Origin of the sequence: Pelagibacterium sp. (assembly GCF_035555455.1) — a bacterium.
Classification (GTDB): Bacteria; Pseudomonadota; Alphaproteobacteria; order Rhizobiales; family Devosiaceae; genus Pelagibacterium.
In genome coordinates, this window is the sequence record NZ_DATMGM010000041.1 from 112,555 (window position 1) to 137,803 (window position 25,249).

General features: G+C 62.4%; 22 protein-coding genes. 16 read left to right on the forward strand and 6 right to left on the reverse strand.

Annotated features, from left to right (window positions below):
- Positions 1–158: 158 nt before the first annotated feature.
- Positions 159–1,346: a glutamine-hydrolyzing carbamoyl-phosphate synthase small subunit gene (carA, locus tag VNS12_RS08040; protein ID WP_325487310.1), complete on the forward strand. Its 1,188-nt coding sequence runs from the start codon at positions 159–161 to the stop codon at positions 1,344–1,346.
- Positions 1,347–1,570: 224 nt separating this feature from the next.
- Positions 1,571–3,553, forward strand: coding sequence for a bifunctional 2',3'-cyclic-nucleotide 2'-phosphodiesterase/3'-nucleotidase (locus VNS12_RS08045; RefSeq protein WP_325487311.1), 1,983 nt, complete (start codon positions 1,571–1,573; stop codon positions 3,551–3,553).
- A gap of 379 nt (positions 3,554–3,932) precedes the next feature.
- Here VNS12_RS08045 and ypfJ read toward each other — a convergent pair whose 3' ends face one another.
- Positions 3,933–4,841, reverse strand: coding sequence for a KPN_02809 family neutral zinc metallopeptidase (ypfJ, locus tag VNS12_RS08050; protein WP_325487312.1), 909 nt, complete (start codon positions 4,839–4,841; stop codon positions 3,933–3,935).
- A gap of 146 nt (positions 4,842–4,987) precedes the next feature.
- Between ypfJ and VNS12_RS08055 the strand changes: the two genes are divergently transcribed.
- Positions 4,988–6,595: an acyl-CoA dehydrogenase family protein gene (locus tag VNS12_RS08055; RefSeq protein WP_325487313.1), complete on the forward strand. Its 1,608-nt coding sequence runs from the start codon at positions 4,988–4,990 to the stop codon at positions 6,593–6,595.
- On the opposite strand, the gene VNS12_RS08060 is transcribed toward VNS12_RS08055, so the two are convergent.
- Positions 6,586–7,029, reverse strand: coding sequence for a MarR family winged helix-turn-helix transcriptional regulator (locus VNS12_RS08060; protein WP_325487314.1), 444 nt, complete (start codon positions 7,027–7,029; stop codon positions 6,586–6,588). The genes VNS12_RS08055 and VNS12_RS08060 overlap by 10 nt on opposite strands.
- A 77-nt stretch (positions 7,030–7,106) precedes the next feature.
- Between VNS12_RS08060 and VNS12_RS08065 the strand changes: the two genes are divergently transcribed.
- The 3 genes from VNS12_RS08065 to VNS12_RS08075 all read left to right on the forward strand — a co-directional run bounded on the left by VNS12_RS08065 (position 7,107) and on the right by VNS12_RS08075 (position 12,446).
- Positions 7,107–7,646 carry a cytochrome b gene (locus VNS12_RS08065; RefSeq protein WP_325487315.1) on the forward strand — a complete coding sequence of 180 codons (540 nt, stop codon included), beginning with the start codon at positions 7,107–7,109 and terminating at the stop codon, positions 7,644–7,646.
- 189 nt (positions 7,647–7,835) lie between these two features.
- Positions 7,836–11,147, forward strand: coding sequence for a carbamoyl-phosphate synthase large subunit (gene carB, locus VNS12_RS08070; RefSeq protein ID WP_325487316.1), 3,312 nt, complete (start codon positions 7,836–7,838; stop codon positions 11,145–11,147).
- Positions 11,148–11,648: 501 nt separating this feature from the next.
- Positions 11,649–12,446, forward strand: a complete 798-nt coding sequence (locus VNS12_RS08075) for a phytanoyl-CoA dioxygenase family protein (protein WP_325487317.1) — start codon at positions 11,649–11,651, stop codon at positions 12,444–12,446.
- On the opposite strand, the gene VNS12_RS08080 is transcribed toward VNS12_RS08075, so the two are convergent.
- Together VNS12_RS08080 and ltaE are read right to left on the reverse strand one after the other, a co-directional pair.
- Positions 12,443–13,405 (reverse strand): class I SAM-dependent DNA methyltransferase, encoded by a 963-nt coding sequence (locus VNS12_RS08080; RefSeq protein WP_325487318.1) that lies wholly within the window; start codon positions 13,403–13,405, stop codon positions 12,443–12,445. The genes VNS12_RS08075 and VNS12_RS08080 overlap by 4 nt on opposite strands.
- Before the next feature lie 79 nt (positions 13,406–13,484).
- The gene (gene ltaE / locus VNS12_RS08085) at positions 13,485–14,507 is read right to left on the reverse strand and encodes a low-specificity L-threonine aldolase (protein ID WP_325487319.1); all 1,023 of its coding nucleotides are present in this window, start codon (positions 14,505–14,507) and stop codon (positions 13,485–13,487) included.
- Between the two features lie 502 nt (positions 14,508–15,009).
- Here ltaE and VNS12_RS08090 point away from each other — a divergent pair.
- From VNS12_RS08090 to VNS12_RS08105, 4 genes are all read left to right on the forward strand, one after another.
- Positions 15,010–15,222, forward strand: a complete 213-nt coding sequence (locus VNS12_RS08090) for a cold-shock protein (RefSeq protein WP_325487320.1) — start codon at positions 15,010–15,012, stop codon at positions 15,220–15,222.
- A gap of 328 nt (positions 15,223–15,550) precedes the next feature.
- Positions 15,551–16,024, forward strand: a complete 474-nt coding sequence (greA, locus tag VNS12_RS08095; protein ID WP_325487321.1) for a transcription elongation factor GreA — start codon at positions 15,551–15,553, stop codon at positions 16,022–16,024.
- Positions 16,025–16,189: 165 nt separating this feature from the next.
- A complete protein-coding gene (gene trxB / locus VNS12_RS08100; RefSeq protein WP_325487322.1) occupies positions 16,190–17,140 on the forward strand; it encodes a thioredoxin-disulfide reductase in 951 nt (316 codons plus the stop codon).
- A 76-nt stretch (positions 17,141–17,216) separates the two neighbouring features.
- Positions 17,217–18,110, forward strand: a complete 894-nt coding sequence (locus tag VNS12_RS08105) for a LysR family transcriptional regulator (RefSeq protein WP_325487323.1) — start codon at positions 17,217–17,219, stop codon at positions 18,108–18,110.
- 889 nt (positions 18,111–18,999) lie between these two features.
- Here the strand turns inward: VNS12_RS08105 and VNS12_RS08110 are convergent.
- Complete coding sequence (locus VNS12_RS08110) at positions 19,000–20,202, reverse strand: pyridoxal phosphate-dependent aminotransferase (RefSeq protein ID WP_325487324.1); 1,203 nt, start codon at positions 20,200–20,202, stop codon at positions 19,000–19,002.
- 150 nt (positions 20,203–20,352) lie between these two features.
- Between VNS12_RS08110 and VNS12_RS08115 the strand changes: the two genes are divergently transcribed.
- A complete protein-coding gene (locus tag VNS12_RS08115) occupies positions 20,353–20,778 on the forward strand; it encodes a CBS domain-containing protein (RefSeq protein WP_325487325.1) in 426 nt (141 codons plus the stop codon).
- Positions 20,779–20,950: 172 nt separating this feature from the next.
- Positions 20,951–21,835 carry a DMT family transporter gene (locus VNS12_RS08120; protein ID WP_325487326.1) on the forward strand — a complete coding sequence of 295 codons (885 nt, stop codon included), beginning with the start codon at positions 20,951–20,953 and terminating at the stop codon, positions 21,833–21,835.
- Between the two features lie 2 nt (positions 21,836–21,837).
- Here VNS12_RS08120 and VNS12_RS08125 read toward each other — a convergent pair whose 3' ends face one another.
- Complete coding sequence (locus tag VNS12_RS08125; protein ID WP_325487327.1) at positions 21,838–22,245, reverse strand: DUF2147 domain-containing protein; 408 nt, start codon at positions 22,243–22,245, stop codon at positions 21,838–21,840.
- 220 nt (positions 22,246–22,465) lie between these two features.
- On the opposite strand from VNS12_RS08125, the gene VNS12_RS08130 reads away from it, so the two are divergent.
- The 4 genes from VNS12_RS08130 (at position 22,466) to VNS12_RS08145 (ending at position 24,898) form a co-directional block, all read left to right on the forward strand.
- Positions 22,466–23,062 (forward strand): thymidine kinase, encoded by a 597-nt coding sequence (locus VNS12_RS08130; protein ID WP_325487328.1) that lies wholly within the window; start codon positions 22,466–22,468, stop codon positions 23,060–23,062.
- A 50-nt stretch (positions 23,063–23,112) separates the two neighbouring features.
- The gene (locus VNS12_RS08135; RefSeq protein WP_325487340.1) at positions 23,113–23,454 is read left to right on the forward strand and encodes an acyl-CoA thioesterase; all 342 of its coding nucleotides are present in this window, start codon (positions 23,113–23,115) and stop codon (positions 23,452–23,454) included.
- A 186-nt stretch (positions 23,455–23,640) separates the two neighbouring features.
- On the forward strand, positions 23,641–24,279 hold the full coding sequence (locus VNS12_RS08140) for a peptidase inhibitor family I36 protein (protein ID WP_325487329.1): 639 nt from the start codon (positions 23,641–23,643) through the stop codon (positions 24,277–24,279).
- Between the two features lie 226 nt (positions 24,280–24,505).
- Positions 24,506–24,898 carry a septal ring lytic transglycosylase RlpA family protein gene (locus tag VNS12_RS08145; RefSeq protein ID WP_325487330.1) on the forward strand — a complete coding sequence of 131 codons (393 nt, stop codon included), beginning with the start codon at positions 24,506–24,508 and terminating at the stop codon, positions 24,896–24,898.
- Positions 24,899–25,249 lie beyond the last annotated feature (351 nt).

Genomic DNA, 25,249 nt, shown 5'->3' on the forward strand with positions numbered 1-25,249 from the left:
AAGCCATTGAAATACAACGCCTTAAATTCCGCCCGACTCGGTTGACCGCGCCCCGTGGTTGAAATAGGTTCGCGCCAAATCTTGCGACAGGCGGAATACCCACCAACGGCGATACTGGCTGGCGGTTCCGCGCGCCCCAATCTCGATGGAGAAACCCAGTGTCCGGTTGGAAAGAATCCGCACCCACCGCAGTCCTCGTCCTGCGCGATGGTACGCGCCTCGAAGGCCATGGCATCGGCGCTTCCGGCATGGCCGCCGGTGAAGTCTGCTTCAACACCGCCATGACCGGTTATCAGGAAGTCCTCACCGATCCGTCCTATGCCGGCCAGATCGTCACCTTCACCTTCCCCCATATCGGCAATGCCGGCACCAATGACGAAGACATCGAAACCATCAATATGGCCGGTGCTTCGGGTGTGCGCGGCGTCGTCGTTCGGGCTGATATCACCAATCCGTCCAACTATCGCGCCGTCGAGCGCCTTGATGCCTGGCTGAAAAAGCGCGGCATCATCGGCATTTCCGGTGTCGACACCCGCGCACTGACCGCCCTGATCCGCGAGAACGGCCTGTCCGACGCCGTCATCGCTCATGCGCCCGATGCCAGGTTCGACGATGCAGCCCTCACTGCCGAGCTCGATGCCTTCCCCGGCCTTGATGGCCTTGATCTGGCCAAGGACGTCTCCACCACCCAGACGCTGAATTGGGACGAGACCAGCTGGCGCTGGAACGAGGGGTATGGACAGGTCGAAAATCCTGATTTCCACATCGTCGCCATCGATTACGGCGCCAAGCGCAACATCCTGCGCTCGATCGCCGATCAGGGCGCGCGCGTGACGGTGGTTCCGGCCACCGCCACCGCCGAGGACATTCTCGCCCACGAGCCCGATGGCATCTTCCTGTCCAACGGCCCCGGCGATCCCGCGGCGACCGGTGAATACGCCGTGCCGACCATTCAGGCACTCATTGCCGCCGACAAGCCGATCTTCGGCATCTGCCTGGGCCACCAGCTGCTCGGCCTGGCGCTCGGCGCCAAGACCCGCAAGATGCATCAGGGCCACCACGGTGCCAATCATCCGGTCAAGGACCTGACCACCGGCAAGGTTGAAATCACCTCGATGAACCATGGCTTTGCCGTGGACCGCGACACGCTTCCCGCAGGCGTAAGCGAAACCCATATCTCGCTGTTCGCTGGCTCCAATGCCGGGCTGTCCGTCGATGGCAAGCCGATTTTCTCGGTCCAGTACCATCCCGAAGCCTCCCCCGGCCCGCACGATTCCCACTATCTGTTCACGCGCTTCGTCAATTATGTCCGTGAACAGAAGGGCATGCCGCAAATCGCGGAATAGCGCACCAGGCAATAGTATCGGTTTTAAAAAGGCAGGCCTTCGCGCCTGCCTTTTTTGTGCGCGCTGCCATATCCGATTTAAAATTGACCAAACGATAAAAAACCGCGACGCTGCCGCTGCGCGCGTCACATGCCTGTCAGGAAACTGGAGCATTGGGGGAGGGCGAACGCGCCGGGCCGTAGCGCTTCGCACGGCCGAAACTCGATATTCCTGGAGGGGACATCATGTATCATTCACTGACAATATCCCGGCGGGCATTCCTCGCGGGCACGGCATCAGTGGGGGCCGCTGCCATCGTCATGCACCCATTCGCGGCTCTCGCTCAGGCCAATCAGGCCCATTTGCGGATCCTCGAAACCACCGACATCCACGTCAATATCGTGCCCTATGACTATTACGCGGACAATGCCGACAATACCCTCGGCCTTGCCCGCACCGCCTCGATCATCGAAGGCGTCCGGGCCGAAGCAGGCAACGCCATCCTTCTCGACAATGGCGATGCCATCCAGGGCAGCCCGATGGGCGACTATGTCGCCTATGAGCGCGGCGTCGATGGCAGCGATACCCATCCCACCATCGCCGCGATGAATACGCTCGGCTACGACGCCGGCACCATCGGCAACCACGAATTCAACTACGGGCTGGATTTCCTTGATGCGGCCATGGCCGGCGCGAAATATCCGGTCGTGCTCGCCAACGTCGTGCGCGGGGCAGAGCTGGCGGCTGATCCCGGTGATGATGATACGCTGTTTGCGCCCTACACCATCATCGAGCGCGAACTGACCGATGGCGCAGGCGAGACCCACACCATCCGCATCGGCCTGATCGGCTTCACGCCACCGCAGATCATGACCTGGGATTCCGCGCACCTCACCGGCAAGGTCTCTGTGCGCGATATCGTTGAAACCGCACAATACTACGTGCCCAAAATCCGCGACGAAGGGGCCGATATCATCATCGCGCTGAGCCATTCCGGCATCGAAGCCGGCGACGGCCCGATGATGGAAAACGCTTCGCTTCAGCTTGCGGGCGTCGATGGCATCGATGTTGTGCTGACCGGCCACCAGCATCTTGTGTTCCCCGGCCCGGATTTTGAAGGCATCGACGGTGTCGATACCGCTGCGGGCACGCTGAACGGCAAGCCTGCCGTCATGGCCGGTTTCTGGGGCAGTCATATGGGTCTGGTCGATCTGTTGCTCGAAGTGGATGCGGACGGCAAGTGGTCGATCCTCTCGCACACCTCGGAAGCGCGCCCCATCTATGAACGCGTCGATGGGGCCGTCACCCCGACCGTCGAGTCCGATGCGGCGGTTCTTGAAACCGTCGATGAACCGCATCAGGCAACCCTCGACTATGTGCGCCGCCCGGTCGGGGAGACCGCGGCCCCGCTCCATTCCTATTTCGCTCTGGTCGCCGACGATCCGTCCGTCCAGATCGTCAACATCGCCCAAGCGGCCTATATCGAACAGATGATGATCGGCACCGAATGGGAAGGCATCCCGATCCTGTCGGCTGCCGCTCCGTTCAAGGCGGGCGGCCGCGGCGGCCCGGACTACTACACCGACGTCCCCGTCGGCCCGGTCGCCATCCGCAACGTCGCCGACCTCTATCTCTACCCCAACACCATTCAGGCGGTGCTGGTGACAGGCGCTGAAGTGCGCGAATGGCTCGAACGCTCCGCCGGGATTTTCAATCAGGTCACTCCCGGCGACGCCGATCAGCCGCTGATCAATCCCGGTTTCCCGTCCTACAATTTCGACGTGATCGATGGTGTCAGCTACAAGATCGACGTCAGCCAGCCGTCGAAATACGCTCCCGATGGCAGCGGGCTGGAAAACCCCGACGCCGCGCGCATCATCGATCTGATGTATGACGGCCAGCCCATCGATCCCGACGCGCAGTTCATCGTCGCCACCAACAATTACCGCGCGGGCGGCGGCGGCAGTTTCCCGGGGACCGGGGCCGACAAGGTTATCTTCGTTGGTCCCGATACCAATCGCGACCTGATCGTGCGCTACATCGTCGAACAGGGCACCATCGATCCGGCTGCCGACAGCAACTGGTCACTGGCCCCGATCGGCGACACCACGGTTCTGTTCGAAACCGGCCCCCGCGCTCAGGAGCACTTGGCCGATGTCACCGCCGTCGATATCGAATATGTCGATGTCGCCGAAAGCGGCTTCGGCAGCTACCGCATCACGCTGTAAGGGCTGAGCATTTCCGAGCCACGAAGCGGTCGGATGAAGGGGGTGCACCGCTTTTGAAAAAGGCCACCGGGGCTCCCCCGCTCCCAACCTTGTCATCCCGGGCGAAGACCCGGGATCCAGTAACCGGCAGAGTTGCGGTTCTCTCCCCCGTCGCCGCGTACTGGATCCCGGATGAGGCCCAGGATGACACTCTGAGGAAAAGGCAGCTGGAGATCGCGGAAAGTCCGCTGTCCCTCATTTAAATTCTCACTTCCAGATCAATGCCTTACCGGCCCTTCCGGAATCGCTTTCCCACCATCCTTAAAGCTGATTCACAAGATCAACCGGCACCCGAAACTCCTTGGTCCATCGCGCTTCCGAACCGGACAGGTGCCGCCACTCATATCGCCCCTGAAAACGTATCGCATTGCCCCACATCGCCGGCGCCGTAGCCGCGCTCGAACCAGGTTTTGCGCTGGGCCGAAGTGCCATGGGTGAACGTCTTGGGCACCACAACGCCTTGGGTGCGCCGCTGGATCGTATCGTCACCGATCTGTTCGGCGGCGTTGATCGCCTCCTCGATATCGCCATCGTCGAGCAGGTTTTCCTCGCCCACATAATTCGCCCACACTCCCGCGTAGCAATCGGCCTGCAACTCGATACGCACCGAGTAGGCATTGGCGTCGGTCTGGCTCATCGACTGGATCGACCGCGCATATTCCGGCAGCACGCCCAGCAGGTTCTGCACGTGGTGGCCGATCTCATGGGCGATCACATAGGCCTGCGCGAAATCGCCCGGCGCGCCGAACTGGCTGCGCAGCATCTCGTAAAATGACAGGTCGATATACACCTTGCGGTCGCCGGGGCAGTAGAACGGCCCGGTCCGCGCATCGGCCAGCCCGCAGGCCGATTGATCCGTATCGGTGAACAGCACCACCGTCGCCGGAGTGTAGGTCAGGCCGCTCTGGGCGAACACATCTGTCCACAAATCTTCGGTATCCTGCACCACCACCGCCACGAAATCGGCCAGTTCATCTTCTCCCGCATTGGGCAATGGACGCGAAACCGAACCGCTGCCGGTTCCGGTCCCCAGCGTCCCGTCGAGCAAGGCCAGTGGATTGACCCCCAGCGCCATGCCGATGATCAGGATGATGACCACCGCACCGATTCCGAGGCCGCCGCCGGAACGCCCGCCTGAGGGGATGCGGAATCCCGCTCCGCCCATGCCCGCCGAGGGCCGGAACATGCCCCCGCTTGCGCCGCGCCGATCCTCGATATTGCCCGACCGCTTGCGTCCCCGCCACTTCATGCGCTTTCCCCTTTTTCCATGCCTTTACCCCGGACTTTTACGCCCGAACCGGCGTCCCGCAAACGGGCACGAAGAACGAAAGGTTCCTCTCGCCGCTTGACGTGCCACTCCGGCAGCGCTCCAATCCCCGCCGGGAGGATACCGCGATGCACCGCACCGCCCCAAACGACCCCTTCGCCGGTACCAACCAGCCGCCCCTTCGCAAAACACTTCCTGTGTGGGACGGCGACCCGGCCCTGCGCGCTTTCGTCCCCGATGCGCCCCCTGTCCTGCTCGATTTCGCTGCCGCTCTGAACACGCCCGCTTCCCTCACCGATGGCCAGCGCCTTGCCACCGGTCCCGGCCCCCTGCTCGAACGCTTCGATACCGGAGGGCGGCGCATTGATACCGTCAGCTATCCCGAGGCCTATCACCGCTTTCTCGCTTCAGGGCTTGAGGCCGGCTATGCCGCCCTGCCCTGGTCTGGCCAAGTCCCCAACGGCCATACCGTCCACGCCGCCATGGTCTATCTGCAAACCCAGATCGAACCGGGCACGTGCTGCCCGATGACCATGACTTATGCCGCCATCCCGGTCCTGCGCCGCCACGCTGGCTTGAGCGCCACGCTGGCCACCCTTGCCACCACGCCCGCCTATGACCCCGCCGACATTCCCGTTTCGGGCAAACCCGCCGCCACCCTCGGCATGGCCATGACCGAAAAGCAGGGCGGCTCCGATCTGCGCGCCAACCGCACCGTCGCCGAACCCGCCGATGGTGCCTACCGTCTCACCGGCCACAAATGGTTCTGCTCCGCCCCCATGTCGGATGCGGTCCTGACGCTGGCGCAACTGCCCGAAGGCCTCACCTGCTTTGTCGTCCCTCGCCGACTCCCCAATGGCACTTTGAACGCCGTCCACCTGATGCGGCTCAAGAACAAGCTCGGCAACCGCGCCAACGCCTCGGCGGAGATCGAATATCACGGCGCTTACGCCGAAATCATCGGCAGCCCGGGAGACGGCGTCCGCGCCATCCTCGAAATGGTCCACCACACCCGCCTCGATACCGCCATCGCTCCCGCCGGGCTGATGCGCCGCGCGCTGGTCGAAGCGCTCGACTGGTGCCGCCAACGCAGCGTGTTCGGCACAAAGCTGGTCGACCAGCCCCTGATGCGCGCCGTTCTCGCGGACCTCACCCTTGAATGGCTCGGAGCCTTTGCGCTCTCCATGCACGTCGCGCGGGCCTTCGATAACGGCGAAACCGGGTTCGCCCGCCTTGCCGTAGCGCTCGCCAAGTACTGGAACAACAAGCGCTGCCCGGTCGTGACCGTCGAAGCCATGGAGGCGCTGGGCGGCATGGGCTATATCGAAGACACCCCCATGCCGTTTCTCTATCGCGAAGCCCCTCTCAACGCCATCTGGGAAGGGTCGGGCAATATCATCGCCCTCGACGTGCTCCGTACGCTCACCCGAGCGCCGGAAGCGGCAGAAGCCCTGTTGACCGAGTTGCGCTCGACCCGCGGCCTTGACCCCGCCTTCGACGCAGCGCTGGCCGATCTCGACACCGCGCTTGCCAGCCCGCTTGCCGAAGATCAGGCCCGCCGTCTCACCGAAACCATGGCGCTGCTGCTGCAGGCCAGCCTTTTGCTGCGGGGCGGCACCGGCGTCGCCGGAGACGCTTTCACCCGCACCCGCCTCGGCGGCGATTGGGGCCATACGCTGGGCACGCTTCCGCACGGTCTGGACACCGCCGCGATCCTCGCCCTGGCTCAATCCTGAGGCGCATCCAGCAGGCGGTTGAGATTATCGATGACGCTCAGGACGCTGTCGAGAGTCCGCCGCCGGTCCGCCGCGCTCCAGCCCTCGGTTGCCTCGTCGTTGATCCGGCGCACGGCCTCGGCCACCACGGCGACCTTTTCGCGCCCCTTAGGCGTTAACCCGATAAGCTGCTTGCGCCCGTCCAGCGGATCGCGTCGGCGCGCCAAGAGGCCGTCTCGTTCCATGCGCGTCAATGTTGCCGCCATGGTCGGCTGCTCGATGGCGGCTAATCGCGCCAATTGCGTCTGGGTCAGTTCCGCTCCCCTACCGAGCGCAAACAGCACCGGCACATAGGCGCTGGACAAATCGTGCGGACGAATCTCCCGGTCCATGGCCTGCGCGAACAAACGGGCCGCCCAGTTGACCAGATAGCCCTCGGAAGCTTCCCGTTGCATGACGATCCATAGCTTGCCAAATAAATTTCATAGCATACTATGTAATCATGGCCTCACCGACCGCACAAGGAGCATTCATGCGCCTCAAGAGCACCCTCGACCAGTATGGCGGCATGGCAATCGCCTTGCACTGGATCACCGCCCTGCTCATCGTTGCCCTGCTTGTCCTGGGCCTGAATGCCGAGGATGCCGAAACCGATGCGCTCCGGCGCAGCCTGCTCGTTCCCCACATTGTGCTCGGCCTGCTCGTCCTCGCCCTGACGCTTTTCCGCATCGGCTGGTGGGTGTTTGCCGATAAAAAGCCTGCGCCCCACGCCTCGATTCCCCCTCTGCAGAACCGCCTCGCCACCACCCTGCATGTCATTCTTTACGGAGTGATATTGGCCCTCGCCGCCAGCGGCATTGCCACCAATATCATGGGCGGTGTCGTCGATGCCCTGGCGTCAGGCGCGCCCATTCCCTCCCTCGACGATGTGCCCCCGCGCGCCGTCCATGGCATGCTGGCATGGACGTTCATGATGCTGCTGGTCTTCCATATCGGCGCTGCGCTCTACCACCAGTTCATCCGCCGCGATAACCTTCTCGCGCGCATGGGCATCGGCAGAAAGGCCGGTTAACCGGCGGCGCGTGAGCCCCCGCACCGCGACAAATTGGTCATCGGGCACGGCCAGGCAAAAGAATCCGCGCATAAGTGCTGGAAATCCCCCTAAGCTTGCTCTAAGGAGACCGCCTAGCCAACAGAATCCCAGCCCCTGTATCCCGCGCGACAGCCCGTCTGTCGCGTGCCCGATGTCGAGAATGAAAAAATGCCCAAACGCACAGACATAAAATCCATCCTCATCATCGGGGCTGGACCGATTATTATCGGCCAGGCCTGTGAATTCGACTATTCGGGGACCCAGGCCTGCAAGGCCCTGCGCGAAGAGGGCTACCGGATCATTCTGGTCAACTCCAATCCGGCGACCATCATGACCGACCCCGATGTCGCGGACGCCACCTATATGGAGCCGATCACCCCCGAGGTTGTCGCCAAGATCATCGAAAAAGAGCGCCCCGACGCGCTGCTGCCCACCATGGGCGGCCAGACCGCGCTCAACTGCGCGCTGTCGCTCAAGAAGATGGGTGTGCTCGACAAATACAATGTCGAAATGATCGGTGCCGATGCGGAAGCCATCGACAAGGCCGAGGACCGCGAACTGTTCCGCGCCGCCATGGAAAAGATCGGCCTCGAAACCCCGCGCTCGCGTCTGGCCCATTCGCTGCCCGAAGCGCTGGCCGCCCTCGATGAGATCGGCCTGCCCTGCATCATCCGCCCCTCCTTCACCCTTGGGGGCACCGGCGGCGGCATCGCGTATAACCGCGAAGAATATATCGACATCATCGAATCCGGTCTCGATGCCTCCCCCACCACCGAAGTCCTCGTCGAGGAAAGCGTTCTGGGGTGGAAGGAATACGAGATGGAAGTCGTTCGCGACAAGAACGACAACTGCATCATCGTCTGCTCGATCGAAAACATCGACCCCATGGGCGTGCACACCGGCGACTCGATCACCGTTGCCCCCGCCATCACCCTCACCGACAAGGAATACCAGATCATGCGCGATGCATCGATCGCGGTGTTGCGCGAAATCGGTGTGGAAACCGGCGGCTCCAACGTCCAGTTCGCCGTCAATCCGGCGGATGGCCGTCTGGTCGTCATCGAAATGAACCCGCGCGTATCGCGCTCCTCGGCGCTCGCCTCCAAGGCGACCGGGTTCCCCATTGCCAAGGTCGCAGCGCGTCTCGCCGTCGGCTACACCCTCGATGAGCTGGAAAACGACATCACCGGCGGTGCTACCCCGGCCTCGTTCGAACCCACCATCGACTATGTCGTCACCAAGATTCCGCGCTTTGCCTTTGAAAAGTTCCCCGGTGCCGACAATCGCCTGACCACCGCCATGAAGTCGGTGGGTGAGGCCATGGCCATCGGTCGGTCGTTCCCCGAATCCCTGCAAAAGGCGCTGCGCAGCCTGGAGACCGGCCTGACCGGTCTCAACGAGATCGGCATCCCCGGTCTGGGCGAGGGTGATGACAAGAACGCGGTGCGCGCTGCTCTGGGCACACCCACTCCCGATCGCCTGCTGCTGGTCGCCGAAGCCATGCGGCTTGGCTATGACCACCAGATGATCCACGAGGCCTGCCGCATCGATCCGTGGTTCCTCGAACAGCTCCAGGCCATCGTCGATACCGAAGCCAAAGTCCGCGAGCACGGCCTGCCGGAAACCGCCGGTGCGCTGCGCAATCTCAAATCCATGGGCTTTTCCGATGCGCGTCTTGCCGAATTGACCGGCAAGACCGCCCGCGAAGTGATGGCCCATCGCCACGCGCTCGACGTGCGTCCGGTCTATAAGCGCATCGACACCTGCGCCGCTGAATTCGCTTCACCCACCGCCTATATGTATTCGACCTATGAGGCCCCGTTCGCCGGCAAGCCTGCCGACGAATCCCAGCCCACCGACAAGAAAAAGGTCGTCATCCTGGGCGGCGGCCCGAACCGGATCGGTCAGGGCATCGAGTTCGACTATTGCTGCTGCCATGCCGCCTTCGCGCTGTCGGATGCGGGCTATGAAACCATCATGGTCAACTGCAATCCCGAGACGGTCTCCACCGACTACGACACCTCCGATCGCCTCTATTTCGAGCCGCTCACCGAGGAAGACGTGCTGGAAATCCTCACCACCGAACAGCAGAACGGCACGCTCCATGGCGTCATCGTCCAGTTCGGTGGCCAGACCCCGCTCAAGCTGGCCAATGCCCTCGAACGTGCTGGTATCCCGATCCTGGGCACCCAGCCCGACAAGATCGATCTGGCCGAAGACCGTGACCTGTTCCAGAAGCTGCTGACCAGGCTTGACCTGACCCAGCCGCGCAACGGCATCGCCTACAGCCTCGAACAGTCGCGCATCATCGCCGAAGGTCTGGGCTATCCGCTGGTCATCCGTCCGTCCAACGTGCTGGGCGGCCGCGCCATGATCATCTGCCAGTCGGCGGAAGATTTCGAGCGCTACGTCCAGTCGACGCTGACCGAACTGGTCCCGCCCGACATCCGGCACAAATACCCCAACGACAAGACCGGCCAGATCAACTCGGTCCTCGCCTCCAACCCGCTGCTGTTCGACAGCTATCTGGCGGGCGCGGTCGAAATCGACGTTGACTGCCTGTGCGATGGCGAGGACGTGTTCGTCGCCGGCATCATGGAGCACATCGAAGAAGCGGGCATTCACTCCGGTGACAGTGCCTGTTCGCTCCCCCCGCATTCGCTCAGCCCCGAGGTCATCGCCGAGCTCAAGCGCCAGTCCGCCGAAATGGCCCGCGCGCTCAATGTCGGCGGCCTGATGAACGTGCAGTTCGCCCTCAAGGACGGCACGCTCTACGTGCTCGAAGTGAACCCCCGCGCCTCGCGTACGGTCCCCTTCGTCGCCAAGGTTGTCGGTGTACCCGTCGCCAAGATCGCGGCCCGCATCATGGCTGGTGAAAAGCTCGCGAGCTTCGATCTCAAGGAGCGCCAGATCGACCATATCGGCATCAAGGAAGCCGTGTTCCCCTTCGCCCGCTTCCCCGGCGTCGATACGGTCCTGGGCCCGGAAATGAAGTCGACCGGCGAGGTCATCGGCCTCGACACCGATTTCGCCATCGCGTTCGCCAAGAGCCAGCTCGGAGCGGGCTCGAAAGTGCCGATGGACGGAACCGTGTTCGTCTCCGTTCGCGATGACGACAAGGCTGGCATTGTCGAAGCGGTGCGCAATCTGGCCAATATCGGCTTCAAAGTGATCGCCACCGGCGGCACCCAGCGCTACCTCGCCGAACAGGGCATCGAGTGCACCAAGATCAACAAGGTGCTCGAAGGCCGTCCGCACATCGTCGATGCCATCAAGAACGGCGGCGTGCATCTGGTCATCAACACGACAGATGGGGCGAAGGCCGTTTCCGACAGCCGCGACATCCGCCGTGCGGCGCTCTTGTCCAAGGTGCCCTATTACACCACTGTCCCCGGTGCGGTCGCCGCCGTCGAAGGCATTCTCGCCTATCGCGACGGCAGCCTGGCTGTCCGCCCGCTGCAAGACTATTTCGCAGCCTGACGTCAAAACTTGAAAAATCAGGCCGAGCAGCTATCTTACCGGAGTGGAGACCGGGCTTTCACCCGGCCTCCCCTTTCTAGATTATGAATAGGACCCGGATCCGAACTCGCCAGCTCGTCCGGGTCTTTTTCATGTCTAGAGTGATGATCGGGAATCCCCACATAATCATCACCTCCGTTAGACGGCGAGGCTTTCGCCACAGCCGGGAGAGCCCATCCCTCCCGGTCGCGCCCGCTGGCAAGGCGCTGCTGCTTCCGCCGTCGATCCGGATCGAACGACAATCCGGCGCCAATTGCAAACCGCTCACGGCCTCGGTCGCTTGAGCCAAAACGTTCGCCCTGCTCTATTGACGCTCGCCTGCGAGCGCATATACTTCGCACCATGTTCATGACATCCACGACATTCGCAGTCTTCCTGAGCGCTTGATCGCTTGGAAGTTTTGCTGGGCTCCCCGCCCTCCCGCCGCGTCCGACGCGGCGTTGCGAATTCATGGACATTTCAATGCCTGAGACATTCAACGCGCTCACCGCAGCGCAGATCAAATCCTTCATCGCCGATGGCTTCGTGCGTATCGATGAGGCCTTTCCTCCTGCCCTTGCCGAACAGGGCCGCGCCATCCTCTGGCGCGAAACCGGCTGCGATCCGAATGCCCCCTCGACCTGGACGCAGCCCGTCATCCGCCTCGGCGGCTACCACGATGCGCCGTTCCGCGACGCTGCCAACACGTCGCGCCTGCATTCCGCCTATGATCAGCTGGTGGGCGCAGGTCGCTGGATCGCGCCACAGGGGCTCGGAACCTTCCCGGTCCGCTTCCCGTCGCCCGATGATCCCGGCGACGCGGGCTGGCATATCGATGTCAGCTTCAGCCTGCCCGAGGACGACCCCAACTACTTCCTCGCCTGGCGCGCCAACGTCAAAAGCACGGGCCGTTCGCTTTTGATGCTGTTTCTGTTTTCCGACGTTGGTCCCGACGACGCCCCCACCCGCATCCGAAAGGGCTCGCATGCCGCGATCGCCCGGCAATTGCTGCCCCACGGCGAACGTGGATTGACGCTCGGTCAGCTGGCTGCGGATGATTTCGCGTCAACAGCGGAGTGCGAGGAAGTGCTGGCCACCGGTCCGGCGGGCACAGTCTATCTGTGCCACCCGTTCCTCGTCCATGCGGCCCAGCCCCATCGCGGCACCGCGCCACGTTTCATGGCCCAGCCGCCCCTGCTCCCGGCCTATGATTTCGATCCAAACCTGCCCCCTTCGCCGGTCCAGATCGCCATTCGTCAGGCCTGCGGCTTACACTTCTAGGATGCGAGCTCTGCCGGAGCGTCCATCGCTCCGGCCACCGGCTTGCGGGCGACAAACAGCAGGCCCTCGATCGGCTGCCCGCGATCCATGCGGATCGTCTGCTCCACAATCTCGATGATCTCGAACCCCTGCGCGGTCAGTTCCCGCGCCGTCGCCGCCCCATTATGCGCATAGCGCAGCGAGGGTTGCAGCACCTGCGCTTCCGGCCCCTGATGCCGCTCCACAGAGAACGCCAGCACCCCACCCGCCCGCAAGGCCCGATAGATCGCCGCGAAGATCGGCGGCAGCGCCGCGCAGTAGATGAACACATCCGCCGCCGTCACGAGGTCCAGCGCGCCATGGCTTTGCGCAAGCGTATCCAGCAGATCGCCCTGCTCGGCCACTTCGTAAATGCCCTTGCGCCGCACCTCGGCCACCATGGCCGCCGACAGGTCGACCCCGGCCAGATGCCCCACATGTTCGCGCAGGCGCGCCCCCATCAGGCCGGTGCCGCACCCCAGATCGACCGCCCGCGCAAAGCCAGCGATCTCCAACCGCCCCATCGTGCCAAGGATCAGCGCCGCCAACCTGTCCGGCACGGCATAATCGAGCTTTTTCAGCAGCGATTGTTCGAAATGATCGGCATAATGGTCGAACAGCGCCCCGACATAGGCCGCGTGGATCGCGGGCGCGACATCCCCTTGCCCATACGCGGCAAGATGGGTCTGCGCCCCAAGCGTTCCGCCCGGATCGAGCTCCGCCGCTGTCCGCCAGGCCGCAATCGCCTGCGCCTCCGTCCCGGCCCGCTCATGATATTCAGCAACGCGCATCCATCCGGCAGCCCAGCGCGGAGCCCCCGCCAGCGCCTGCTCCATCACATCGGCTGCGGCGACAAAATCACCCACCTCCGCCAGCATCTGGGCATATTGCGTGCGGCGATCCACGATCAGATCGCCAGAAGACAGGAATTTTGCGGACACTCGCTGCGCAATCCGGGTTTATTTCATTTCAGCCGGTGCGCGAAATGCGCCTTCCCGCGCCAAAAATCAATAATTTTGCCTATGCGGCAGCGAAAAATCTCTCCGCCGCCGCCAGCGCCGCATCGACACCGTCATCGCCCACATCCTTGTGGGTCACCCAGCGCTGCTGGCCGTAGCGCCCGCCCACCCCGATACCCGCGTCCGCCAAATGCGTTGCAAACGCTTGTGCAATTTCCGGATCGGCCCGCATGAAAAAGATGTTGGTCTGCGGCAGCCCCACGCTCAGCCTTTCGTGCTGGGCCAGTCCCTCTGCCAGCCGCCGCGCCCGCCGGTGATCCTCGGCCAGCCGCTCGACATTGTGCTCCAGCGCATAAAGCCCCGCCGCCGCCAGAATGCCCGCCTGGCGCATCCCGCCCCCCAGCATCTTGCGCAACCGCCGCGCCTTGCCGATCAGTTCAGCGCTTCCCACAAGCACCGAGCCCACCGGCGCGCCCAGCCCTTTGGACAGGCACACAGAGATGCTATCGAACCCTTGCGTCAGGTCCCGCGCTTTCCGGTTGGAGGCCACCGCCGCGTTGAAGATCCGCGCACCATCGAGATGGGTGGCAAGCCCGTGACGCCTGGCCAGCGCCAGCGCTTCGTCCACATAGGCTTGAGGCAGCACCTTACCGCCAATGGTGTTTTCCAGCGCCAACAGGCGTGTCCGCGCGAAATGGATATCGTCGAGCTTGATCGCCGCCTCAACCTTGTCCAGCGGCAGGCTGCCATCAGTGGCGTTTTCAATCGGCTGTGGCTGGATCGAAGCCAGCACGGCTGCGCCACCCGCCTCATAGCGGTAGCAATGGGCATCCTGCCCCGCGATAAATTCATCGCCCCGCTCGCAATGGCTCATCAGCGCTACAAGATTGGACTGAGTGCCCGAAGGCAGAAACAGCCCCTCCGTCTTGCCGGTCAGTTCCGCCAAACGGGCTTCCAGCGCCGCGACCGTCTCGTCCTCGCCATAGACATCGTCGCCCACCGCCGCCTCGGCCATCGCTGTCCGCATCGCTGCATCGGGGCGCGTCACTGTATCGGATCGAAAATCATGAATGATGCGGGTCATGGTGGGGTCTCTTGGGCGGCTGTTGGGTTTGTCCTGCCTGCTTAACGCGTTGTCGCGGCTTCGCCAACTGGCAAGCTTGCTGGTCTCGCCTTGTGGGACTTTCCGGCAATACTATAGTTTTTCAGCGCAGCCCTGTGCATAAGGTCTGCAATACTGACATTTCAGCAACGCCGCCGGGCGCTCGCATCCTCGTTATTACAGAACGGCAGATTAACCCTTTTCAGGGTACGGGTAATTCATAAGCTCTTGAATATTTCCCGCTTTTCTTCTAAACAATCATGATCGAAATTGCGGCCGACCGAGCTATCCGTGCGTTATTTCGCGCCTGCTGACGTCCTGAACCAAGACTTCGATATTCAGAGGCTTCGGCCTCTGGCCAGCGTGTGACCGGGGAGGGTTTTCGGATTTATCCATCCGGCTGCACGATCTAACAGGGACTGGGAGCGCGATACCCACACCAGACGGTATCCTCTCCCGAACGCACGACGCGAAAGGACACGCCATGGCAACCGGCATTGTCAAATGGTTCAACACCCAGAAGGGGTACGGCTTCATTCAGCCTGATGAGGGCGGGGCGGACGTTTTCGTCCACATCTCGGCCGTGCAGAACTCCGGCATGACCGGACTCGATGAGGGCCAGAAGATTTCCTATGAAATCGTCAAGGACAAACGCACCGGGAAATCGGCTGCCGGCAACCTCGTTGCCGCTGACTGATCCGAACAAGGCCAACTGAGCATTCGCCCGGCTCACAGGCCGGGTCGCTGCAAACAGGGCGCGGACCGCACCAGCGGTTTGCGCCTTTTTATTTTGCTGTTTCCCCCACCGGCGGGGGCTTGCGGAACCGAAAACAAGTCCCATATTCCGGTTGCCTTCCCACAGGCTCCCGCCCGGCTTCGTTTGTTCTTGACCGGACGAACAAGGACGGGCAACCTCGTGGAGTTAGTTTCCCCGAAAGCGTAAATCGAGACCGCTGATTGAGGTCAGCGCGGTCTCCGGTTTGCGCTTAATGCACATCTGTTTTTCGTAAAGGAGGGATTGGAATATGGAAAAGATCCCCATGACCGTGGCAGGACAGGCCGCACTGATCGACGAGTTGCAGCGCCGCACCAGCGAGGATCGCCGCACCATCATCGATGCCATCTCCGAAGCGCGCGCCCATGGCGACCTTTCGGAGAATGCCGAATATCACGCCGCCAAGGAGCAGCAGAGCCTCAATGAAGGCCGCATCATGGAACTCGAATCGATGCTGGCCATGGCCGAAGTCATCGACGTGTCCAAGATCTCCGGCGATACCGTCAAATTCGGCGCGACCGTAACCATCGTCGATGAGGACACCGACGAGGAAAAGACCTATCAGCTGGTGGGCGATCCCGAGGCCGACGCGTCGGCGGGCCGCATCTCCATCTCCTCGCCCATCGCCCGCGCCCTCATCGGCAAGGCGGTCGGCGATTCGGTCGAGGTGGCTGCCCCCGGCGGCGCGCGCGGCTATGAAATCCTGAAAATCGTCTTCATCTGACCCCTCCCGGCGGGCGCGGAGCCCAATTCTTCGCCCGCCCTCTCCCCCCTGGCGCCATTTGGCTGCGACCTTTCCGGCTTTTCCCCCGGTCCTGTGTCGTCCGTGCTTGTAACGGGGCAAAGCCGTGCCATATTTGTCGCCAGACAAAGTGATCGGCACGATATCATGCACGCCAAGACCATCATCATCGGCTCGGGCCCGGCTGGCTACACCGCCGCCATCTACGCGGCGCGCGCCATGCTCGAACCCCTCATCATCACCGGCATGGAACCGGGTGGCCAGCTCACCATCACCACCGATGTGGAGAACTATCCCGGCTTTGCCGATCCCATCCAGGGTCCCTGGCTGATGGAGCAGATGCGGGCCCAGGCCGAAAACATGGGCGCAAAGATCGAAAACGATCTCATTTCCAATGTTGATTTCACCTCCCGCCCCTTCCGGCTCACCGGCGACAGCGGCACCGTTTACACCGCCGACAGCGTCATCATCGCCACCGGCGCCCAGGCCAAATGGCTTGGCCTGCCCAGCGAGGAAAAGTTCAAGGGGTTTGGCGTCTCGGCCTGCGCCACCTGTGACGGGTTCTTCTACCGTGAAAAGACCGTTCTGGTGGTTGGCGGCGGCAACACCGCCGTGGAGGAAGCGCTGTTCCTCACCAATTTCGCCAGCAAGGTGATCCTCGTTCATCGCCGCGACCAGCTCACCGCCGAAAAGGTCATGCAGCACCGTCTGTTCAAGCACCCCAAGATCGAAGTGCGCTGGAACACCGTGCTCGACGAGGTCGAGGGCGCGGAGATGCCCCGGTCCGTGCGCGGTGCTGTTTTGCGCGATGTCGTCACCGGCGAGACCTCGACGCTCGACGTTGACGGTATTTTCGTCGCCATCGGTCATGCTCCGGCCACGGATATCTTCAAAGGTAAGCTCGAAATGCGCCATGGCGGTTATATCGTCACCGCGCCTGACAGCACGGCCACATCCATACCCGGCGTGTTTGCCGCCGGGGACGTGACCGACGACGTCTATCGCCAGGCGGTTACCGCCGCCGGCATGGGCTGCATGGCCGCGCTCGAAGCCGAGCGCTATCTTGCGGTCCACGATCTGGCCGAAGCCGCCGAATAACAGGCGCACGGCATATCTGGTTTGGCCGGCCCCGGACGATCCGAGGCCGGCAGTTTAAAAGAGGGGACACGGGCGGATGCTCGATTGGGACAAGCTGCGCATCTTCCATGTCGCCGCCGAGTCGGGCAGCTTCACCCATTCCGCCGAAAAGCTTGGAATGTCCCAGTCCGCGGTGTCGCGGCAGATTTCCGCGCTTGAGGACGATCTGGGGCTAAAGCTGTTCATCCGCCACGCGCGCGGACTGGTCCTCACCGAGGCCGGCGAACAGCTGTTCCGCACAGCCCATCGCATGGCGTGGGAGCTGCAATCGGTCCGCGCCCAGATGACGGAAAGCCAGGACGTGCCCACCGGTCCGCTGGTCGTCACCACCACCGTGGGATTCGGCTCCACCTGGCTCACCAAGCGCATTCACGAATTCGTGACGCTCTATCCGACCATCCAGCTCGACATCAAGCTCAACGACGCCGAGCTCGATCTCGCCATGCGCGAGGCGGACGTTGCCATTCGGCTGCACCGCCCCAACCAGTCCGAGATGATCCAGCGCAAGCTGTTCACCGTGCATTTCCATCTCTATGCGGCTGAAAGCTATCTGGAAGAATTCGGCACGCCCGAATCCATCGAGGACCTCGACGCCCACAAGATCATCACCTTTGGCGAGCCGTCCCCGTCCTATCTCGGCGACGTCAACTATCTCGAACGCATCGGGCGCCCGGACAACTCCCTCCGCACCGCCACCCTCAAGGTCAATGCCATCTACGGCATGATGCAGGCCTGCCGTCAGGGAATCGGTATTGCCATGCTTCCCGAGTACATCACCGAGGAAGAACCGAATCTGCGCAAGATTCTCACCGACACCGACCTGCCGGCGTTCGACACCTATTTCGTCTATCCCCCGGCCCTCAAAAGCTCCAAGCGAGTCGGCGTGTTCCGGGATTTCCTCGTCGACAAGGCCCGGGACTGGCAGTTCTGAGCCGCACAAATCGCCGTTCCAGGCCGAAATCTGCCGCCCTGGAACAAATACCCATTAAGTTTCAATATCTTACCATCCGCACCCAAGCCATGCATTTCGCGCATGGCTGACATGTCATCTTCGCGCTTGCCGCCCCTGATCTTAATCTCTACTTAACCGGCAGACATTGCGCGCTTTTCCTCCTCCCTTTGGGCGCGTTTGATGTTCCCTCCTACGAGAGGTTGCCTCTCGTCCTTGGGCCCCGCTCTCCCCTCGAGCGGGGCTTCTTTTTTGCCCGGACCTCCAAAACGTTTTGACTCCCGGAAACCCGTGCCTTGCATTTTTTGCATGGCTGGCATGTCATTAGACGACTGTACAAGTCGTGATTAAGAATACATATAAGCACTGTCACTGACGCGGCGCGCTTTTCTCCTCCTCCCAAAGCCCCCCGCATCGTGACACCTAGAGCGGGAAAGGTTCTCCTCCTCCCTCCTTGACCGCTCCTAGAGGCCGTAATTCGACTCCTCCTCCCTTCGAATGCGGCCGAAGGTTCCTAAGAGGCTCCGCCATCCTCCCTGGCGGGGCCTCTTTCCTTTTGTGCTCCCCGCTTCAGTCAGCCCGGTGCGCAAACACCTTCCATCTTCTTGCATGGCTCGTATGCGGTCTTGCGCATTGCGCGAGGGAACCCTCCGCCCCATATTGGCGTTGTCGAGTGCAGCGATGCTCCGCCTCCTCCTCCCTGCGGTAGCGTCGCTTTCGACCCCGAGCGAATGATGTTCCTCCTCCCTCATCCTTCGCTCACCCGATCCCGGCTGTTTCCTCCTCCTCCCTCGGCCCGGATCGAAACTGGAAGATTAGGGTTCTACCCTCGATCATTGGCTCCATCCTCGGATGGAGCCTTTTTCTTTGCCTAAACGATGCCCGCGCAGAACGCCTCGATCCGGTCCATGGCCCGCTCCAGGTCGCTGTCTGAAGCCGCATACGAAATGCGGAAATGGCCGGGCAGCCCGAACGCGGTGCCATGCACCAGCGCCACGCCGTTTTCCTCCAGCAGCCCCATGACGAAGTCCTCGTCGGTCGCGATCTTGCGTCCACCAGCGCTGGTTCCGCCCAACAGTGCCGCGCAGGAGGGGAACGCATAGAACGCCCCTTCCGGCACGAGGCACTCCAGCCCCTTGCAGCCCCGCAGCCGCGCCACGACATAGTCGCGCCGCTTCTGGAACACGTCGCGCCACTCCAGCAGGAACGCCTGCGGCCCGTTGAGCGCTTCCACTGCCGCCCATTGCGAGATCGATGTTGGATTGGTCGTCGATTGCCCCTGCAATTTCAGCATCGCCGCGAGGATTTCGCGTGGGCCGGTGCAATAGCCGATCCGCCACCCGGTCATCGCATGCGATTTCGACACCCCGTTCATGGTCAGCGTCCGCGCCAGCAGCCTGGGCTCGACCTCGGCGATCGTCGCAAAGCTGCGCCCGTCATAGACCAGCACCTCGTAGATATCGTCGGTGAGGATATAGACGTGCGGATGCCGCAGCAGCACCTCGGCCAGCCCCTTGAGCTCGTCTGCCGTATAGGCCGCGCCCGAGGGATTGGACGGCGTATTGAGCAGCAGCCATTTGGTGCGCGGCGAGATCGCGGCTTCCAGCGTCTCCGGCGTCAGCTTGAACCCGGTCGCCTGGCTCGCCTCGGCAAACACCGGCTCCGCCCCTGCCAGTCGCACGATTTCGGGATAGCTCACCCAATAGGGCAGCGGCACCACCACCTCGTCGCCCGGGTTGAGCGTCGCCATCAGGGCGTTGAAGATGATCTGCTTGCCGCCCGACGAGACGAAGCAATCCTGTGCCGTCACATCCAGCCCGTTGTCGCGCCGGAATTTTGCCGCCACTGCTTCCTTGAGCTCGGCAATGCCATCGACATTGGTATAGCGCGTTTCTCCGCGCTCTATGGCGGCGATCGCCGCTTTGCGCACGTGTTCGGGCGTATCAAAATCGGGTTCGCCCGCCGAAAGCGCGATGATGTCTGCGCCTGCCTGGGCCATTTGCCGGGCCCGCTGGGTGATCCCAACGGTCGCCGAGGGTTGTACGCGCGAAAGGGCGTCCGAGAGCAGTCCCATTATATCCTCATGTCGGGCTGGTAAGAGAGCGTTGGCAACCTATCGCTTCCGCGCCCGCCGGATCAATCGGCAAAACGGCCCGCTGCGCTGCCCCTTGCGCGTTGCCCGCTCTCAAGGCAAGCTGGGCATTCCCGATGAGGAGGTGACCCAATGTTTGTAGAAACAATTCTGGCCGCCAAGGGCAATTCCGTCGTCACGATTTCCCCGGACACCGCAATTGGCGACCTCATCACCCAACTGGCGCAGCACAATATCGGCGCCGTGGTCGTGGTCGAAGACGGCACTGTGGTCGGCATCATTTCCGAACGCGACATCGTCCGCCATCTTGCCGGCAGCGCCGAAGGCTTTCGGGCCCGGCCCGTATCCTCGCTCATGACCCGCGCGCCCAAGACCTGCTGCCTCGCCGATACGGTCGATGCCGCCATGGATCGGATGACGCGCGGACATTTCCGCCATCTGCCGGTCGTCGAGAACGGCGTGCTGGTCGGCATCATTTCCATTGGTGACGTGGTCAAGCGCAAGATCGAGGATGCCGAGCAGGAAGCCGGAGCGCTGCGCGACTATATCGCGAGCTGACCCGCGCTGCGCGCTTGCCCGATAGGGCCGGACCGGCTACCACCCGCTAAAGCGTTTCGGATGCGAACCATGAGGCTCGCACACGCACAACGCGACGTATTCCATGATTTGGAGCCTTTGCGATCACCCGCATCGCAAGCATGCTCCGCGTTAACCTCGGTCCGGTCCCATCATGTCGCGTCCGCTTGCCCTTGCCTGCCTGCTATTGGCCACCGCCATCTGGGGCTTTGCCTTCATCGCCCAGAAGACCGCCATGGACGTCATGGGCCCGCTCACCTTCACCGGGTCGCGTTTCCTTCTGGGCGGGCTGCTGGTCCTGCCCTTCGCCCTGCGGGAGAACCGCCGCAGTCCGATATCGCTCACCCGGCGTCACTGGGCGCTGATTGCGTTCCTGAGCGTCAATTTCTTCATGGGCGCCATCCTGCAGCAATATGGCCTGATGTTCACCACCGTGACCAATTCGGGCTTTCTCACCGGCCTTTACGTGCTGTTTGTGCCTGTCATATTGCTGCTTGTCTTCCGCGAGCCACCCCACCGGGTCGTCTGGCTCGGCGTTCCCATGGCGCTGATCGGCCTGTTTTTGCTCAACGGCGCACGGCTCGATCAGCTCAACACCGGTGACGGTCTCGTCATCGCCAGCGCAGTTTTCTGGGCCCTGCACGTATTGCTGGTTGGAACCCTTGTCGCCCAGACCCGCCGCCCCATCTTCATTTCCGCCATCAGCTTCCTGGTTGCGGGTGCCTTGGGCAGCCTCGGCGCCTTCACCTTCGAAACCCCCACCCTCGCGGCCATGTCCGCCGGATGGATCGAAATTCTTTATGCCGGCATGCTGTCCACCGCCGTCGGCTTCACCCTGCAAGCCATTGGCCAGCAGCATGTCCCGCCCGCCAACGCCGCGATCATCTTGTCCACCGAAAGCCTGTTCGCGGCACTGGGCGGCGCACTCATTCTGGGCGAGCGGCTGGAAACCATAGGCTACGCGGGCGTGGTGCTGATCTTTGCCGCCGTGCTGCTCACGGAATTGCTTCCGACCCTGCGCCGCAGCCGCCCGGCCTGACCCTAATCCACCCGCGTCAGGCGGATGTCCTCGCAGAACACGAACAGCACACACGCGCGCAATTGCATGGTGTTGTCATCAGTCTGGGTCACGGTGCCGCCGATATTGAAGCCTTCCAGCGTCACGGTCCCACTCCAATGGCCGAGCCGCGTCTGCCGCGCGTCCTTGAACATATAGGTGTTGAGATATTTGACGTTGCGGGCGTCCTTCTTGTCTTCCTGAATCCAGGTCAGCATCGCGCACAGCCGGTCGCCATTCGCCCCGCAATAGGAAAATTCATACAGCGATTCCTTGTTGTCCGGCTCCCACACCCCCAACGGGTTGAGCTGCTGGGCCAGCGCCGGCCCCGACAGGAGGATCGCCAGCACCAACAGCACCGGTCGGAAAAACACAGCAATAGTTCGCGCCATCGCGGCACTCCGCAAAATCGTCTTGAAATAAGCATTCAGTCTGCCCGCCAGCAACTGAACGGGTCATGAACCGCGTCATAAGACCGACATGCGACAACACTATGGTCGCCTCGCACACCGGCGCCCCGTCTTTTCCTGTGGATGACCGTCCGCCGCGCTCTGCCAGCGCCCTGCTTGCAGGCTACAACTCCGTCCAGCGCTAGATCTGTCCGGAGCCACCGTGGCCAAGCTCTATTTCTGTTACGCCGCCATGAATGCCGGCAAATCGACCCTTTTGTTGCAGGCATCCTATAACTACCGCGAACGCGGCATGGCGACGCTGCTGTTCACCGCCGCCCTCGATGACCGGGCAGGCACCGGGGTCATCGCCTCGCGGATCGGTGTATCCTGCGATGCACAACTGTTCACCGCCACCGACGACCTCTATGCCGTCATCGCCGCCGCCCATGCACAAACCCCGTTCAGTTGCGTATTCTTTGATGAAGCGCAGTTCCTCACCGCCCGGCAGGTGTGGCAACTGGCCCGCGTCGCCGACCGGCTCGATGTCCCCGTGATGTGCTATGGCCTGCGCACCGATTTTCAAGGCAAACTGTTTCCCGGCTCTGCGGAACTGCTCGCCATTGCCGATACCCTGCGCGAAGTGCGCACCATCTGCCATTGCGGCGCCAAGGCCACCATGGTGGTGCGCCACGGCCCGGACGGACGCCCGATTCTCGAAGGCGATCAGGTCGACATTGGCGGAAACGACAAATATATTTCACTTTGCCGCCGCCACTGGGAAGAAACCGTGGGCCGCTGGACGGAGACAGACAATTGACCACCCAATCCAATGAACCCCGCGGCGCGCTGACCATCCGCACCCTTGCCATGCCCGCGGACACCAATCCCGCCGGTGATATTTTCGGGGGCTGGCTGATGAGCCAGATGGACCTTGCCGGGGCCATTGCCGCCGTTGAGCACGCTGGCGGGCGCGTCGCCACCGTCGCCGTCGAGGCCATGAGCTTCATCGCCCCGGTCCGGGTTGGCGACGTCCTGTGCGTTTACACCTGGGTTGAACGCATCGGCACCACCTCGATCAGGATCGGCATGGAGGCCTGGGCCAAATCCAGATCGTCGTCGGCCCGCACCAAGGTCACCGAGGGCCATTTCATCTACGTCGCCCTCGACGACCAGGGCCGCAAACGCACCATCGGCGCCGTCACGGCCTGAGTTTTTCTCCCCTTCGGACTCTTACCGATGGCGGCCTGAACTCACCCGTTCAGGCCCCGTTCAACTGTGCTCCCTTATCCCTTGCTGCCATTGCTGCGGCGAGCGCCATTGGTGTTTCCGATGGAACCAAAACCCCGCTCAACAGATTTTTGCCGTAAATGACACTTCTCTCGAAGGGAGAGCGACATGAGATTTTTTAAGCTCGCGGCCTCCGCCGCCCTTGCGGTTGCAGGCTTGTTTGCCGCCGTGTCCGGTGCTTTTGCCTATGATGCCGCCGCCACTTCGGCGCTCAATGTGCGCACCGGCCCGGGCACCAATTACCGGGTCGTCGCCGCGCTGTCGCCCAACCAGATCGTTCAGGTCGGGCAGTGCAACAGCGCCAACACCTGGTGCGAAGTGACCGCCAACAACATTCGCGGCTGGGCCTCTGCCCGCTATCTGCGCCCGATCGGCCCCACCACCCCGTCGCGCCCCGGCCCCAATAGCGGCCCCGATGTCGGCTTTTCCATCAACACCCCCAATTTCAACCTCTCCATCGGCCAGGGCCGCCCCGGTGTACGCCCCGTTCCCCGCGGCCAGGTCTGCTTTTATGAAGACTACAACTACAATGGTCGCAGCTTCTGCGCCTCGGGCGATGAGAACCAGCGCTATATCGGCAATTTCTGGAACGACCGCATCCATTCAGCCCGCGTCGAAGGCAATGTCTCGGCCACCGTTTGCACCGGTTCCAATTTCACCGGTCGCTGCGCCGTGATCGACCGTTCGGTCCGCAATCTGGGAATGCTGTCGGGCGAGATTTCGTCCTTCTATCTCGGCGGCCGCTGATCGGCCTCCACCCCTCAGATCGCTATTGATATTGGCCCGCCCTCACCCGGCGGGCCTTTTTTTGTGGTAAATCAAATATTAAACCTGTGCATTGGCGTAAAATAGCTGCCTTGGCCATATTGACGCACAATCGCCCCTGCCCCCGTTTCGCCCGATTCGGTTCAAAGTCTGGTCACAACTAAGTGTAGAACCCGACCCGTCGCCAATCATCACGGGTCAGGACCGTATGCCAATTCTCAAATCAACTGTGCTCAGCGCAGCCCTTCTCCTTGGAGCTTTCCCCCTCGCCACATCCAGCCCCATCGCGCAGGATACCATTGCCGTCGTACAGACCCTGTCCGGCACTGCCTCCTGGTATGGCGGTAAGTTCCACGGCCGCAAAACCGCCAATGGCGAGACTTACAACCAGCATGCCCTCACAGCGGCCCACCGCCACCTGCCCTTCGGCACCGAGGTCGTGGTCACCAACCAGAACAATGGCCGCAGTGTCGTTGTCCGCATCAATGACCGGGGACCGTTCACCGGCGGTCGCATCATCGACCTGTCCCGTCAGGCCGCCTCTCAGATCGGCATGATCAATTCGGGCACTGCAAAGGTCACCGTCGAAGTCATCGGCTAAACCACTTCCAACGCGTGAAAAAGGCGTCTCCGGTCCATCCGGGGACGCCTTTTTTTGTGCCCGTCATTCACAGGAGGTACACCGCCCGCAACTGAAAATTTACCGTCAATTTGAGTTTCCGGCACAACCTTGCGTTAACCGCGCATACTCGGCCTGTCACCCGCGAAAACCCCTCCTGACGGGGCTTGCGGCGACAAAACGGCAGTAATGCCGTCGGCGTTGTGCGGATTGTTTGGCGACAGTCGCACACGCCGGTTTGGGGGCACCATGAGGCGGGTCCGGAGCGGGTCCGCCGGCAGCAAAAGAGGTGTGCCATGTCTGAAAGGCTGACGACGCAGAAGTTCGTTTCCA